Genomic DNA, 14,951 nt, shown 5'->3' with positions numbered 1-14,951 from the left:
GAATTTTACTTCTTCCACACGCCTGTGAGATTCGATCGATAGCCGAGAGCTCGATAGGTCGCGTCCACGAGCGACTGCCCGCGGCTGTTGAGCAGAAGTCCGGTGCCCAACAGGTTCATCGTATATCCAAAGCTCAGGCGCGCCCGCGGATCTGCAAAACCCAACGACCCGCCCGCTCCGGCGTGACCGAACGCGGCGCTGGATAGCACGCAGCTCTGATCCGTACTCGGCAGGGCGCGGTTATCGATTGACTTCATGAAGCCGAAACTGAACCGCGTCGGCATCAGGAGCGTTGCATCTTCCTTCGTTGCCACCGCTACTTTACGCAAACGTGCAATCGCGTGCGGCGCCAGCAACCGCTTGCTTGCAACCAACGCGTAGAGACCGGCGAGACCACGGGCATTTGTCACACCGTTGACCGCGGGAATCTCGGCTGCGCGTCCTTCTCGGCTCCTGAAGTCAAAGCCACCGGTATTGGCAAGGAATAGATGCGCCGGCGAGTCTGGCTGCTGAAGCGCCGCGAGCATGAACCGCGACGTCGGGGTCGTCTCGTCGTATTGCGGCTGATAAAGCTCCGCCACAAGGTCCTCGAGATCGACCGGTAGTCCGATCCAGAAATCCAGCCCATTTGGGATGGCCAGCTCTTCCCGAAAGAATTTCCCAAGGCCTCGTCCGGTGATCCGCCGCACGATCTCGCCGATAATCCATCCGAACGTAAATGCGTGATATCCGCACCGCGACCCCGGCGACCAGAATGGCTCCGCACGCGCAATGAGATCGGTCATATACGCAACATCGTAGAAGCCGCCCGGCTTGACCGCCTCTCGCAGGTGCGGCAAGCCCGCTGTGTGGTTGAGCACCATGGCGACAGTTGTTTTCTCTTTGCCGGCCTGCGCGAATTCCGGCCAATACCGGGCAACGGGTGCATTGAGGTCGAGCAGCCCGCGTTCGACTAGCAGATGGGCACAGAGTGCCGTTGCCCCCTTCGTCGCCGAAAACACCAGAGAGATGGTATCTCGTGTCCAGCGCCCACCGTTGGCACGTGCCTGCCCACCCCAGAGGTCGACCACCTTGCGGCCCTCGTGCAACACGCAAACGCTTGCCCCGAGTTCGCCACGCTCCGCAAAGTTGGCGCAGAACGCTTGCATGACCGGCTCAAAGTCGCGATCGTAGCGGCCTTCGATCTGGCTGCCACCGATTCTCTTGAGAACATCAATAACGCGCATCTGCTTCTCGATTCCCATGACTTGATTGGTGCGAATCCGGGCTTGCGGCCACGAATCCGCGCGACGCAAGGCGCGCCAAGTTCGCTTCATGCGCCGAGCGCGTGATGGGGAACACAGCGATCAAGCCGATCGAGAGCAGGTACAACATCGCCTGGATCGGAAGCGCGGCAAGCGCCAAATTTCTCAGGACTTCCTCACTAACCTGACCGGGCACTGCCCCTTCCGGAAAATGCACGAAGGTAAGGATCATGCCTGACGTAAAGAGGCCGACGCCTGACACGCATTTCTGCGCGAATGTGTTTGCCGAGAAGAACAGTCCTTCGGAACGCCGCCCGGTTGACAGCTCGCTTTCCTCGCTGACATCCGCAAGCATGGATGCCGTGAGGATTGATGAGCTCACGATCAATGTTAGAGAGATCGTGATCGTGACCAGGAGGATCGGCAGCAGCAGTGGAGATCCATTGGCGGGGAAGCGGTCCGACAGTCGCAGCACGAATGGGCAATAGTAGAAGACGATCGACAGCAGCCAAAGCGCGATGGCCGACCGTTTCTTACCGAAACGCCGCGACAGCCTTGGCGCGGCGACTGCACCAAGGATCGACGCTGCGAGCACGCCCAGCATCAAGAGCGACAGCTGATCTGAGTTGAAGCCCCAGAAGTAGGTGTTGAAATAGGTGCTCAGCGTGATCTGGATTCCGGCCGCCATGGCACTGCATACGCCGGCGGCCAGCAGGACCAGAAACGCTCGATTGGAGAAGCTCCCGGCCATCTCTCTCAAGGCAGTGACGAGGCTGCCCGCCTTTCGTCCAGGCTGCTGAAGCCAGGGAATCTGTCGTTGCGTACCGGCTGCAGACGCGACGATCGCAACGCACATGATGACGCTCGCGACAACTCCGTAGTTTGCATATCCGTCCGGGTTGAGCTGGCCGACAGGATGAGCGCTGTCCGGGCGCAGAAAGACGATGAAGGCAACGAATGCCATGCTGACACCGCCGAACCAGGCAAAAAACGTCCGGTAGCTGAGGAGGCTTGTTCGGACGTCATAGTCGTCCGAGAGCTCGGCGGCCAAGGCGGAACTTGGTATCTCGTAGAGCGCCAGAAAGCTGCGCACGATGATAATGGTCACGAGCAAGTAAGTCGCGAGCGCCGCGTGGCTCCAATTCGACGGTGCATTCCATAAGAGAAGATAGGTTAGTCCGGCCGGCACTGCAGCGACATACATGAATGGATGGCGTCTCCCCCAGGCGGAGCGCCACCTGTCGGAAACGTGACCTATGATCGGATCGATGAATGCATCGACCAGCAAGGCAACCATCGCGATGGTTCCGACCAATTGTGCGGAAAGGCCCATCACCTCGTTGTAGTAGAGCAGCAGGAGAACGTTGAAGCCGTTGTCCTTGATGCCGAATGCGAGGGAGCCAACACCGTAGAGTAACCGCGTGACCGGATTGATCGGCGGCCTATTCGCGATCATCGGTGAAGAAGCAGACCTGTCAAAATTCACTCTGAGATTCATGTTGGACACCTCTTTGGGCGCACGGTCGGGCTCGTAAGCCCGCACCATGTCTTTGCCAGTTGATCCGACGGCCTCGACCGCCAGGAGCACGCGCCGCGCGGCTCAGAACGCGGTCGTCAAGCTCGCCATGAAGTTGAGCGAATTCTTCAGCCGGGGCGTCGCGCTCGGATGTACGTTGTAGCTGGTACCCAGCATGAGATAGACGCCCGGATTCAGCCGAAACGAGTTGCTGACCGTTACCGATGCATAATCACCGAAAGGCCTGATCCCGGTGAGTGCAGCCTGAAAATCGAGAGCTGATTTGCTCAGCGTGGTGTAGCCAAAGATTAGAGCCGTCTGATCCATCGGGCGCCCGGGAATGATCCCCATACCATAGACACGCCCCTCGTAGTAGTTCTGGTACATGTTCTTGTTGGGATCGGACGTCATGTAGAACCCGCCCACGTAGTAGCCTTGATAGGCTTCATAAGGCGCGGACGAGATCTGGGAGACTTGGACGTCCGCCGCAGCGTAGAATCCCCAGTTCGTGTCGGTCTTGCGCCCGGCGGAAAAGTCGAAATAGGGCGACGTATTGTATAGGCCGCCGGCGCGAACCCAGACGGATCCCTGCGTGGGCGACGAAAACGTCTTGTAGCCAAACTCATCGATGAACAGAGCTTTGGCATCTGGACTGGAGAGCCCAAGGCCGATGGGATTGGCCTGCTGCTCGACGTCAGCGCCGTCCGGCGAGATACTCCGCTGCACGCCCGCCTTGTTGTAAAAATTGTTCGGCAAGTTGATCATGAGGTTGGCGCCGGGCGCTGGCACCCCCTGTCGCGAGAGGCCGAGCTCGTACGGGACGAGGGCTTGGGGCCCAGTCGCCATGCTGGCGGCGACAAGCAGGCCAAGGTAATTCTGCGCGTTGTAAAACACGCCAGCCTGAAGCTGTACGGTATCGTCCATCAACGACTGGAAGTAGTACAGGTTCGCGAACTTTGCTCCTGAAGGGCCGAGTGGCTCCCAGGTTGTTCCGGTCAACATGGCTCCGACGGAGATCTGACCGCCCGTCAGCCCGACCCGGCCAAGATCGTAGCTGAGTGTCACCTCCGAAAACGAATAGGTCGTTGGTATCTGCCCTTGATAGGTCTGCGGCTTGGGTGGAGCGTTGTTCAGCATATTGGCGGTGAACGTGTTCGTGCTGTAGGCGACATAGCCGATGCCATATTCGGCCAGTGCGGTTCGAAGCCCATTGGGATCCTGAAAGATCGACTCCGCTGCGGGCGGAACCGTTGTGATCCAGCCCTTCATCGACAGCTTGTCGAAAGCCGCAAACTTGATCATCTTCGCGACCTCCGGAGATACTGCACCGTTAGCAGTCGGCGGTGACGCCGCGCTTGGACCTGCAGACCAGGCGCGCGACACTGTTGCGGCCGCAGAAGGGGCCGACTGCACCGAAGGCGCAGCGGCCGCTGCGGCCGGCCGCGGCTTCTTGCGATCAGTTGGTTGTTGCGCAGGAGCCTGCGCTACCTTCGCCTTTCCGGCGCCATCTTCCGTCTCGGCCCGTGCTGGTGCAGCAACGAAGAGCGCCACCGAAGCACACGCAGCAATCCCAGTGTGAACCGACATTATCGACCGCGCGGTTGCGCGATCGGCCGGGCAGCGCTCCTGCCCTTCGCCAAGCTCACGCCGGCTGCCGACGCGATTTCCCTCAAGCCTCATCATCGTGGAACCTCCCCATGCATACTTTTATGTTTGAGTATGTTATTTTTGTTCTGGGTATCCTCTACAGCCTTAATCAACGCCCCGTCAAGCATTCATGTCAGATAGAAGTCACAATCAATAATCTGGTATAATTTCTGGTGATTTGGCAAAACCAAGCAGGCATCGCGAGTGCCCGTCGCGGCGACGCATTAGAACCGCACGAAGCAACTGATCTAAATTTTTGTTTTGGGTTTGTTATTTACAGATTATGGTCAGGGCATCCATAGCGACAAAACAGGCAGACCACGCAATGATCGAAACACCCCACGCAGTCTCAATCGGCACGAAAATCACCAATCTTGCCTGGGATTCGCCGTCGGCGGACTGTGTAACCTTTGAGGGGCTCACGTTGTCGCGGCAGGAGCTGCACCTCTCGTCAAACCGGATGGCTCATGCACTCGCAGCAAGAGGCGTCGGCCTGGGGGACTTCGTCAGCATCGCCTTGCCCAACGGGCTCGACTTCATGGTCGCGTCGTGTGCGGTGCTCAAGCTCGGAGCCATTCCGCAACCGGTCTCCGGAAAGCTGCCGGAGAAGGAGCTTGAAGCAATCCTGTCCCTTGCATGCCCTCGCGTGGTGATCCGCGCCGCGGTCGTACGACCATGCGACGTGACGCCGGCGATGCTGCTGGAGGAGTCCATTGATGACACGGATCTGCCCGATCGGATCTCCCCCGCATTGAAGGCTCCGACCTCCGGCGGATCCACCGGGCGGCCGAAGCTGATTGTATCTGGTCGAGCAGGCGTCGTCCTGCCGGATGAGGGAGATTTCTACGGTATCACGCAGAGTGATATCGCCGTGATGCCGGCGCCGCTCCACCACAATGCCCCGTTCTCGCTGGCACTCACCGCAATTCTTGCGGGTGCTCACCTGGTACTGATGCGCAAGTTCGATCCGGAGGAGCTTCTGCGCATTGTAACGCGTCGCCAGGCTACCTGGCTCTATCTCGTGCCCACCATGATGCATCGGATCTGGCAGCTGCCCCAGGAGGTTCGGGACAGCAACGACATGTCTTCGCTCCGCAACGTCTGGCACATGGCCGCGCCCTGCCCGCCGCGGCTGAAGGAAGCCTGGATCGGATGGATCGGCGCGGACAAACTATGGGAACTATACGGTGGGACAGAAAGCCAGGCGGTAACGGTCATTGGGGGCCACGACTGGCTGCAGCATCGCGGGTCGGTCGGCCGCCCAGCCATGGGCGAGATCGCGGTTCTTGATGAGCATGGACGACTGCTAGCGCCAGGAACGATCGGCACCGTTTACCTCAAAATGCCCAGCAGCGGGTCGCCGACATATCGCTACATCGGTGCCACGGCCGAGCGGATCGGAGAGTGGGAGACGCTGGGCGATCTCGGTTGGATGGACGAGGAAGGCTATCTCTACCTGACGGACCGGCGCACCGACATGATCCTGGTCGGAGGGGCGAACGTCTTCCCTGCCGAGGTCGAAGCTGCGCTGGAGGAACATCCGCTTGTCGCCTCGAGCGCGGTGATTGGGCTTCCTGACGAGGATCTTGGCCATCGCGTTCATGCCGTTGTTCAAGCGCCTCCTACAATCGACCTGGACGGGCTCAACCGCCATCTGGCAGAACGTCTTGTCAGCTACAAGCGCCCGCGAACAATAGAGATTGTCAGCTATCCGTTGCGGGACGATGCCGGTAAGGTACGGCGATTCCAATTGCGGGCCGATCGTATGCCAGGATCGGCCACCAGCGAGGCGGCGAGCGTGTCAGACGAAGAGCAAATGACTCTTGGGGGCAGATTGACGTGATCGCGCCTTCTGCTGCGAATCAGTCCAAGCCGAAGCGCTTCCGCCGGCGTGAGGCGGTACTTGGCGTCGCTATCCAATTGATCAATGATGTCGGCTTGAGGGGAATGACCTTCGTCGAAGTCGCAAACAAGCTCGGCATCGTTGCTACCGGCATTGCTTATTATTTCCGCCGCAAGGAGCAGTTGGCGAGCGCGTGCTATATTTCCTCGCTGGAGCGTATCCAAGGCTTCATCGATTCGGCAGACGGGGCGACGGTCGAAGGTCGACTCAAGTCCTTCCTGTCCAACTATTGCCGGTACCTTGAGGAGGTGACAGCCGGGCGTGCGCTTGCGATCGTGCGCTTCGACGAGGTTCGTGTCCTGGCGGACCCTGCTGTGGATCATGCCATCGCTCAGACGTTCGGCAAGTTTCGTAAATTGCTTCGTAGTTCCCCGGACCGACATAGCCGCGTTTCCAACGCCCAGGCGCACCTGCTCTTCTCCTGGATCTTCTGGATGCCGGCGTTGCTCGAACGACATTCAGAGGATGAATACGACGCAATAGCCGGCATCGTGCTCAGAATTTGGCTGGGCGGTGTTTCGGTCCAACCGTTGATCGGCGCTCGGCTTCGCGCTTTGAGGTATCAATCTCCCCGGAGGGACGATCGAGCCGAAGATTTCCTGAAAGCTGCAACCAAGGTACTCAATGAGCAAGGCTATGCAGGTGCATCCGTCGAGCGCATATCGGCCGCGCTGAACGTTACAAAGGGTTCTTTTTATCACCATAATGAGGCGAAGGACGACCTTGTCGTGTCGTGCTTCGAGCGCTCCCTGGCGCTCGTGCAGACAGCGAAGCACGATGCAGCCGGACTCACCGCCCCCGGGGCGGAGAAACTCTGGGCGTTAGCCGTCCATTTGATCGAACACCAGCTGCTTGGAGAAGCGCCGCTGCTCTCGATGTCTGCCTTAATGACGCTCCCCAAGCATATCCGTGCCGACCTGCTGCATAAATCCGACCGCATCATCAATGGGTTTGTTCTATTGTTCACGGAGGGTATGCAGGATGGCTCGATTAGAACCACATCGCCCGTCGTGGCCGCATGGATGTTTTCATCGATGATCAACGCTGCGGTCGATCTGCGAGCGTGGATCCCTGACCTGACGGTCGACAACGTGGCCGATCTATTCGTGCGGCCGTTCTTTGAAGGTTACACCAAATCCTCCGAATAGTCGGACGCACTCCATCTCCCGGCTCGGCCAAGTTGTCAGGTGCAATCGGGATCGATGCCGCATCAAATATCGTTTATCGATCTGCCGCGTCGGGCTAACGGTCTAGGGTCTATTCGTAAATTCGTTACCATCCCACGCGACGGCATGCTGCACCGGTAGTCATCTCTGTCTGCGTAGAAGCATCTTACGTTACAAACCTCTATGGGCTTCCCGATGAACTTCCTGGCGCTACGTGAACGTCATCCGGGTCGACAATCTTAAAATCGCTCGGGCTAAAGCTGGCAACAACGTCTTTCGTGTTCGCCGTTTCGGGGCCACTGGGCACACCCGCCGTCTTCAATGCCGCCTCTGCCTTGTGGAAGCACGACAAGCGGTCCTTGTCGTCGTTCGAGGCTGTGCAGCCGACCACTTGCATCACGGCTTGGCCTGCCAGTACCATTTTCAAACGGAATCTTCATCAGGGATCATCCTTAGTTCGAAAGTGTCCTTGAAAATATTACAAGCTGCGCAAGGCCACTCCAATTTCCGAAAATACGAAATTTCTCTTGCGCCGTCGGGCAAATCAGTGGTTCAATAAATACACGCGAAGTGCTCCCTTGGGAGCTTTTAAATGCCTCACCAGCCATCGGAACTTGTCGCCATCGCGAAGCTAAATGGCGATTTTCGAAGGAACTACGGGAAACTACTTGGAGCCTTTCTGTATCTGCGATCGATTAGTGCGGTGCGTGGCCGTTCTTGGTTCTGCACCGGCCTGCTGTCGGCCATCGTTTCGGCGTTGCTGGGCAAGAACGTCTTTTCTTGGCTACGCGTCTGGTGATCGCCCGAATAAGCGCATCTTCGGTCTTGAAACGCGCTATCCCACGACGCTCACGTCTGCTCTCTGCGAATCTTATGGTCTGTCCGATCCTGCCATCAGTGGGCACCAACACATAGTCAAGCACGGACGTGTTGGATTGCGATAACCTGATGGCAGCAATCCAGCCCGCAGGAAGATGCACCTCTCGCTCAATCGACCAGCGTTCTGAATAGTGTTCGTGGGGCCTCGATGGTATCCAACGCGCTGTTCGAACCGAGATGCTCTCGGAGTCCACAACGCGCAGACAGTTGGTCCAGCCCCCCGGGACGGTTCGACGTCCAGCCTTGGCGATCGCAGAAGCAATCTTCGAGCGAGCTTGCTTCTCGCTTCTGCCCATAACGCACGAGTGTCTAAGTATCCGTAATTTCGCTTGGGGGTGTAGCCGACCAGGCGATAGAGGTTTCTCACAGAGCCGAAGTGAGCGCGGACGGTGGCCATACAAGGCAGGCCGATAGTTCTGTCGATCAACCTAGGGCTCAATCGACCTTCCTTGTGCAGGACCTTCCGAAATCTTTTCAGCATCTCGTCTTCGGTGAGATCAACGCGGCGTTCCTCGATGATCTTGCCAACTTTCCGGAAGGTGTCGCGGTCGATGATCGGCTCAATGCAGCCCTCGGCTCTTATCCACTCCTCAGGTGGATTCTTCGTGAGACCACGTCGCAGCTTGTTGGATCGCTGGTTAAAGATAAGGTTGCCAATATAGCGCTCGTTCTTCAAAATCCTGGTAACGGACGAACAACTCCAAGGCCCGCCCTTACTTGCTGGGATATTTTTGTTGTTCAGCTCCCACGCGATCGACGTTTCAGATTTGACTTCCAAGAATCGTTGAAAAATCCACCTCACAATGGCGACTTGCTCGGGTGGTCCCGGTCGCACCCGAATGTGGTCCGTAATGAGATACTTTAAATCACCTTTCTTGAGCATGCCTTTCGACCGCTGATTTTCGTCGACCAACTCGCGCGCCAGCCCATAGCTTGGGAGGCCTCCGGGCATGTAGCCGAGGCGCGCAAACCGACACTGCCCGGCAAAAATTTTTGCTGAGAGTTCGCGGCTATACTCAGCAGCCATCACCCTCTTGATGTTTTTTACAATGCTGGAGAGCATGCTACCGTCGTTATCGAACTGCTCGGCACAGTATGCGACCCTAATGCCGGCCTGCTTGCAAACGAACTCGTAGTGTGCGCTTTCGTCGGTATCTTGAAATCGCCCCCATCGACTCACGTCGTAAACTAAGATGTGTCCGAAATCCGCTGTCCCAGACTGCACGTCTTCTATCAGCTTGATGAGGCCGGACCTGTTCTTCAACCGGAGACCGCTCTCGCCTTCATCACGATAGGTTTGGACTATCATCAAGTTGTGGGCGTGCGCATATGTGGCGATTACGGCAGCCTGGTTCTGAATCGAGTATTGCTGCCGTTCGGTGGACATCCGAACATATTGAGCAGCGCGCAGCGCTCTGTTGCGCTCCGCCAAACTCGTGCCCTTGCGTACGACAAGCGAGTTGGCCATGGCCCGGCATCCGGATTGGGGCCCCAAAAGTATAGCGCCGAACGTCCGAACGAGAAAGTGACGGCGTGAAGCCAGCGCGGCCGACAAATTGCTCGACGACAAGGTCAGAAAGCCTCATCTTTGAAGGGATGTGCAATCTCTATAGCATCACGACCAACCAAGCGGCGATCGCGGGCCTATTCCGGCTGGTCAACCGTTACGCCGGCAACCTAGCCCCAATGCCGGGCGTCTTCCCCGACTACCCGGCGCCCGTCATTCGCAATTCCGGCGACGAGCGCGAGATGGTACTAATGCGATGGGGCATGCCGCCCCCACCGCGCACTGGCGGCCCGCCGGTCACCAACATCCGCAATACGTCATCGCCGCATTGGCGGGGCTGGCTCAAGCCCGAGAACCGATGCCTCGTGCCGTTCAACAGCTTCGCCGAGTACGCGCCGGAGCCAAACCCGAAGATCAAGAAGAAGGATGTCGTTTGGTTCGCCCTCGGCGACGACGGCGTTCGCCGGCATCTGGACCGAGTTCAAGGGTGACCGCGGGACGAAGTCCAAGCCGATCCCCGGGCCTCACAACGTTTATGGCTTCCTGACGACTACTCCGAATGCCGTCGTCGAGCCCATCCACTCCAAGGCTATGCCAGTGATCCTGACGACCGAGGAAGAACGCGACGTCTGGATGCGGGCGCCGTGGGATGAAGCGAAGGCGCTGCAGCGGCCATTGGCCGACGATATGCTGAAGATCGTCGCCCGCGGCGAAGCGAAGGAAGATATCTTGGTAGAGACGTAGGATGCCGGCCGCAACCGAAGCCGCAGGGTTACCCCTCCCTAGGTAAGAAACGCTTGCACGCTAACGCAGTTCTCTCCTCGTCAGGATTTTGCACTTCAATCCTGGGGCTAGAGCCAATGTTGCCCGCGTGTATTTTAAGCGGGCAGCATTGTGCCCTGGTCGTGTCCGATCGAGACCTCACGAGCAATTTTGCAGAAGTGCGCAGAGGACCGGGCCTAGCTTCGACAAAAGGACCAATCCCGCAATGCTGGGAAAGACTATGAAGATGACGAAAAGGGTCGCGAGTACCCACACCAACGGTTTGATGGTGGGGTTAGGTTGAAGGCGGACAAGTGGCGGCGGACCGCCGGTCACAGTCGCCCCTGTGCCGCCGCACACCGCGCACTGAATCTTTCCTGTGCCAAAACAGGTGCCGCAAAGTTCGATACCGTCGCCGCCCCGTTTCGGAACCCAGCCATGACTGCAATGCGCCCCCGGACACGGCGCCTTTCCTGATCCTCCACACTGGAAGCACATCGCCATAGCGCACTCCTAGGTAGAACCATTCGGAGGGACACTAGGCGGGGCGAACGTCAGCGCTTATGAAGTGGCTCACAAGAGGCCCTCGTAGAAAACAAAGCGCACCTACGTGACGGACTGCGTTCCAACGTAGCACAATTGAAACGATCGGCGAAATCCGCCGGTAATATTTAACTACTAGCCTCTCCGCATTGATTTGGGGAGAATTTCAGATGGTTGCTCTTTCGAAGCCCGTAACGGATCTCCGGGCAACGCACCGGCCGATGTCGAGCCTTGCGCTGGTCAATCTATTCAGCCTTTTCGGTTTGGTGCTGTCGATCGCCCTTGCGCGATACGGGATCGACATCGGCGCCGGCCTGTAACGAACATCGCATGGCGCTATGCTGCAGCGGGACGATTGCCCGTAGCTTCCCGGTATTGGCGGCGCCTAGCGATTGCTAGGTCCAGCGCATGCCTAATTCTTACAGCCACAGGGGCGTCACGTTCAGCGTGAAACGCCAATACGACGATCAATTCGAGATCATCATTGAATTGGATGAAGAGGTGCTGCATAGCACCGTGCGCACGAGGCTGCCCGAGCTCGCAAAGCGGCGCGCTGAAATGCTCATCAACCGCAAACTGAAAGATAGCCTCAAGCTGGTATGAGCGCTGGACAGCAAGTTGACGGAAATTCCACAATGCAGATGAAGGGCGACCGCCCCTACTCCGACCCCGAAGCCGCCCGCAGGATCATGGAGCACGCCCGCGCGATCGAGCCGATCCAGGACGGCAGGATCTATATCGAGAAGATCAACTATCCGATGCTCTACCAGGACAAGGCGACGCCGACCGAGTATTGGACTGGCCTTCAGCACGCGATCGGCCAAGGCTGGCTCGAGTACCACGAGAGCGGGACGTTCGTGAGGATGCTCCAGCCGGGGAAAGACCTGTTCGCCTAATCCCTTCGAGTTCTTGACGGCGCGCCCAAAGAAGCTTGGGATACCTTCTGCCCGGCTCCTCCAAGGCCGGGTGCCCTACCGCAAGGCGAGGCCTCGAGGTGCCCATAGGGGGCCTCGCCGATGCTATCCGGATCCTAGAAATGGCCCAGCCGAGCCGTTCGCCCGCCGCCGGAGTTCTCCGCGGGTGAACGGAGTTCCATTCGCATTCAGAGCACGCTAAAATTGGCCTACACGCCACAAACCGAAGGGCGGGAGGCATCAATGCAGGACATGCGCGCGGCGCTGGAGAGACTTCGCGTTGAAGTGCGAGCTGATTAGCAGGCTGGCGACCAACGCGATCAAGAAAGAGCTGTTCGCCAAACTGGCCGCACATCACCGGCTATTGGCCGATGAGGTCGAGCGCACCATGAATGGTCCTAGATCCAAAGATTGAGGAACCTCCGGCTTACACCGAACTTACATTCCCGTTCCGCGCAGGAACCTAGCTGGGAGGGGAATGCATGGGTCAGGTACGCCGTCGCGTCAGGCAAACCAATTCGCTTGAAGAGCGCCTTATCGAGCGAGCGAAAGAGCTACGCGATCAGGCCGCGACGCTAGCCCCAGGCATCGAGAAGGAAGCGCTGTTGAAGCTGGCGCGGCAAGCTGAGGCTGGCGTAGGCATGACCGTATGGCTGCGTGATCCTAGACTACAGTCTACGACATGAACCGATCCGCAGCGCCCAGTCGCGCGCTAAGGATGGCGGCTGGAGTGTCTGTTTTGCTCACCCTGCTGCTCTTGGGTTTGTTCTTTGTCGCGTTTTGCCCGAACGCCGCCTCGGTTGAGCGAATGCGGTATCGGGGAGCAAAGGAAACGGCCCCAGCGAGGAGGCTGCTGGAGCCGTTCCTATTCCTATGCTTTGCCGAACAGCCGATGCAATAATTTGGCGTCTCTCTGGGCCCCAGTAAATCGATCTTAATGAAAAGCCCTGCCCAGTTCTGTCAGGATCGAATCGCCTACCGGGTCTGGAAATCACATATGTGAATCAGTTTCGGATTTTCCAATATAATAGTCGCAGACGCTTCATTCTTCTTCGGCCATTCGCTTTCTGATGGCTCCCAGTCTTCCCACGACCGATGCCTCAGTGCGCCCGAGCTTCTGGGCGATCTCGCGCCGTGTCATCCCGGTCTCACGTATCAGCCGCAATAGCCTCTGCTCCTCCTCCGAGGACCATGAGCCCGTAGGCATTAGGGACTCTCCAAAGTTGTTTCGTGCTGAAATGCCAAGGGACATTGCATTGTCGAGATCACGCTGTCTGTCCGGGACTTCCCGGTGCTCGCGACTCGCATACCGGTGTTGGAACACCTGCCTTCCAGTCATGCCGATCACCAGAAACCCACTCGAAATCCCGCCCGAGGTGGCGCGACAATTCGCCGCTAACATGCGGCAGTTCCATGTCGAGTACGATGCCCTCAAGCGAGATGAGATTGCCGCTACCACCAGGCACATCTTGTTGCAGCACATGCCGAAGGGGCAAAGCTGCGGCTTACGGATGTCATCAAACTGTTTGAGCTAATGCGATGAGTGTGTGGATTTATACCGATACCAGCAAGATGGTTGGCGACCCGGATCACCTCAAGGTCTTCGCTACGATCGAGGATGCAGAAGCGTGGTTCGAAAAGAATGATCCAGAAGGCGTCGCTTTTGAGTATCCCCTCATAGAAAAAGAACCCGACGCGGGTTAGGCGCCGGGTAGTTCATTCAGCACGCGAAGGACTATCGGAAATTGGCGACCGATCGGGCCCGGTGCTACGCCCGCCAGCCCTCCGTCTGCGGTTCTGATTAGGAGGATGCCGGGCGGCCCGACGCAGGTGCATCTAGCGATTGCGAGGATCGTTCTTATTGAGCAAGATCCTCACTCGTTTCCGCTCTTCGGTCATTGTCGGGAGGCGTACACCAAGGTCGCGCGCACGATCGCGAATGGCGTTAAGCGGTCGCTTCAGCGCTACAGCGATGCGGTTTGCACTCGCTCGGGCAGCTATCATCGCTTTCAGCCTTTCGATTTCTTCAGATGTCCATGGTCGATGACGCATTTGCTTTCGCTAATTTCTCCACCCGGAATGATCCACAAGGCGGCTTCATGACGGGGAACGAAAGACCAGCGCCATCGGCCGACTTCCTCGCGCGCATAGGTTAACGTGACCTCGACCGCGTCGTGCCTAGAGACTTTTTCATTGCTGATCCGAGACGCTTCTCAACTCGATTCCGGCTATTGCCGACCTTCTTGACCGCCTTCTTCACAGAGGCGGCTGACTTCCCCGTCTTTTTCGCCTCATAGCCCACCTCGTAGTCCTGCCCACCAGCGATGCGTGCCCTATCCTGCTTGCGACCCCGCACCGTCTGCTTCTTCGCCTTCTTCGCCATTCTGGCCTCCCTGTAGTGAAGGCCAACGCAGGTTAGGATCGCCAGTTCCAACTGAGGACCTCGATCGGCGGAACGATCGCGACCGGGCCAATTTGAATCAGATCATTGTTTATGGAGTTGCGTTGTGGCGTTTCAGCGGAGGAAGCCCGAGGCGAACGGAGCGAAGGCGCTCTTCCCCGGCTTCATTGCGCCCGCGTGGACGCCCGATGCGAGGTCGGTTCCTCGTTCGGCAAGGTGGCAAGGGCTGGATGGTCTACGACAACGAACTCAAAGGGCCGGCCCAAATAGAGAAAAATGGGGCGTTCGCCGAGAGGCTGAAAAAAGAGCAAGCCGAGGTTCTGGCGGAGCGGCTGGCGACCCGCAAACCGAACCAATTCTCTTGAAGAGCGCCTTATCGAGCGAGCCAAGGAGCTACGCGATCAGGCCGCAGCGCTAGCGGCAAGGACAAAGCCAGTATGACGAAGGGATACAGTCTCACGAAGGGGAA

At 58.1% G+C, this 14,951-nt stretch carries 13 protein-coding genes and 1 pseudogene; 9 read left to right on the top strand and 5 right to left on the bottom strand.

From position 1 onward, the window contains the following. Positions 1–5: 5 nt before the first annotated feature. Genes ACVIW0_RS13320 through ACVIW0_RS13310 form a run of 3 tightly spaced genes read right to left on the bottom strand, consistent with a single transcriptional unit; the run spans position 6 to position 4,443 of the window. The gene (locus ACVIW0_RS13320; RefSeq protein ID WP_461352751.1) at positions 6–1,244 is read right to left on the bottom strand and encodes a serine hydrolase domain-containing protein; all 1,239 of its coding nucleotides are present in this window, start codon (positions 1,242–1,244) and stop codon (positions 6–8) included. Further along, positions 1,213–2,832 (bottom strand): MFS transporter, encoded by a 1,620-nt coding sequence (locus tag ACVIW0_RS13315; protein WP_461352750.1) that lies wholly within the window; start codon positions 2,830–2,832, stop codon positions 1,213–1,215. The genes ACVIW0_RS13320 and ACVIW0_RS13315 overlap by 32 nt, the downstream gene beginning before the upstream one ends. Positions 2,833–2,844: 12 nt before the next feature. Then, the gene (locus tag ACVIW0_RS13310; protein ID WP_461352749.1) at positions 2,845–4,443 is read right to left on the bottom strand and encodes a carbohydrate porin; all 1,599 of its coding nucleotides are present in this window, start codon (positions 4,441–4,443) and stop codon (positions 2,845–2,847) included. Positions 4,444–4,732: 289 nt separating this feature from the next. On the opposite strand from ACVIW0_RS13310, the gene ACVIW0_RS13305 reads away from it, so the two are divergent. The 3 genes from ACVIW0_RS13305 to ACVIW0_RS13295 all read left to right on the top strand — a co-directional run bounded on the left by ACVIW0_RS13305 (position 4,733) and on the right by ACVIW0_RS13295 (position 8,275). Then, positions 4,733–6,250 (top strand): AMP-binding protein, encoded by a 1,518-nt coding sequence (locus ACVIW0_RS13305; RefSeq protein ID WP_461352748.1) that lies wholly within the window; start codon positions 4,733–4,735, stop codon positions 6,248–6,250. Then, complete coding sequence (locus ACVIW0_RS13300; protein ID WP_461352747.1) at positions 6,247–7,458, top strand: TetR/AcrR family transcriptional regulator; 1,212 nt, start codon at positions 6,247–6,249, stop codon at positions 7,456–7,458. Before ACVIW0_RS13305 ends, ACVIW0_RS13300 begins: the two co-directional genes overlap by 4 nt. 610 nt (positions 7,459–8,068) lie before the next feature. Continuing rightward, complete coding sequence (locus ACVIW0_RS13295; protein ID WP_461352746.1) at positions 8,069–8,275, top strand: hypothetical protein; 207 nt, start codon at positions 8,069–8,071, stop codon at positions 8,273–8,275. Positions 8,276–8,347: 72 nt separating this feature from the next. Here the strand turns inward: ACVIW0_RS13295 and ACVIW0_RS13290 are convergent, their stop codons facing one another. Continuing rightward, the gene (locus tag ACVIW0_RS13290; protein WP_461352745.1) at positions 8,348–9,823 is read right to left on the bottom strand and encodes a recombinase family protein; all 1,476 of its coding nucleotides are present in this window, start codon (positions 9,821–9,823) and stop codon (positions 8,348–8,350) included. Positions 9,824–9,951: 128 nt separating this feature from the next. On the opposite strand from ACVIW0_RS13290, the pseudogene ACVIW0_RS13285 reads away from it, so the two are divergent. The 5 genes and pseudogenes from ACVIW0_RS13285 to ACVIW0_RS13265 all read left to right on the top strand — a co-directional run bounded on the left by ACVIW0_RS13285 (position 9,952) and on the right by ACVIW0_RS13265 (position 13,785). Beyond that, positions 9,952–10,606, top strand: a pseudogene (locus ACVIW0_RS13285) (SOS response-associated peptidase). A gap of 731 nt (positions 10,607–11,337) precedes the next feature. Further along, positions 11,338–11,487 (top strand): hypothetical protein, encoded by a 150-nt coding sequence (locus ACVIW0_RS13280; RefSeq protein ID WP_461352744.1) that lies wholly within the window; start codon positions 11,338–11,340, stop codon positions 11,485–11,487. Positions 11,488–11,575: 88 nt separating this feature from the next. After that, positions 11,576–11,770: a hypothetical protein gene (locus tag ACVIW0_RS13275; protein ID WP_461352743.1), complete on the top strand. Its 195-nt coding sequence runs from the start codon at positions 11,576–11,578 to the stop codon at positions 11,768–11,770. Positions 11,771–11,802: 32 nt separating this feature from the next. After that, on the top strand, positions 11,803–12,063 hold the full coding sequence (locus tag ACVIW0_RS13270) for a hypothetical protein (RefSeq protein WP_461352742.1): 261 nt from the start codon (positions 11,803–11,805) through the stop codon (positions 12,061–12,063). Positions 12,064–13,620: 1,557 nt separating this feature from the next. Next, positions 13,621–13,785: a hypothetical protein gene (locus ACVIW0_RS13265; protein ID WP_461352741.1), complete on the top strand. Its 165-nt coding sequence runs from the start codon at positions 13,621–13,623 to the stop codon at positions 13,783–13,785. A gap of 448 nt (positions 13,786–14,233) precedes the next feature. Here the strand turns inward: ACVIW0_RS13265 and ACVIW0_RS13260 are convergent, their stop codons facing one another. After that, complete coding sequence (locus ACVIW0_RS13260; RefSeq protein ID WP_461352740.1) at positions 14,234–14,464, bottom strand: DUF3606 domain-containing protein; 231 nt, start codon at positions 14,462–14,464, stop codon at positions 14,234–14,236. A 248-nt stretch (positions 14,465–14,712) separates the two neighbouring features. On the opposite strand from ACVIW0_RS13260, the gene ACVIW0_RS13255 reads away from it, so the two are divergent. Then, on the top strand, positions 14,713–14,847 hold the full coding sequence (locus ACVIW0_RS13255) for a hypothetical protein (protein WP_461352739.1): 135 nt from the start codon (positions 14,713–14,715) through the stop codon (positions 14,845–14,847). Positions 14,848–14,951 lie beyond the last annotated feature (104 nt).

The organism is Bradyrhizobium sp. USDA 4454, assembly GCF_054822705.1.
The sequence above is the reverse complement of the archived record's forward strand: the minus strand, read 5'-3'. Positions and strand labels throughout refer to the sequence as shown.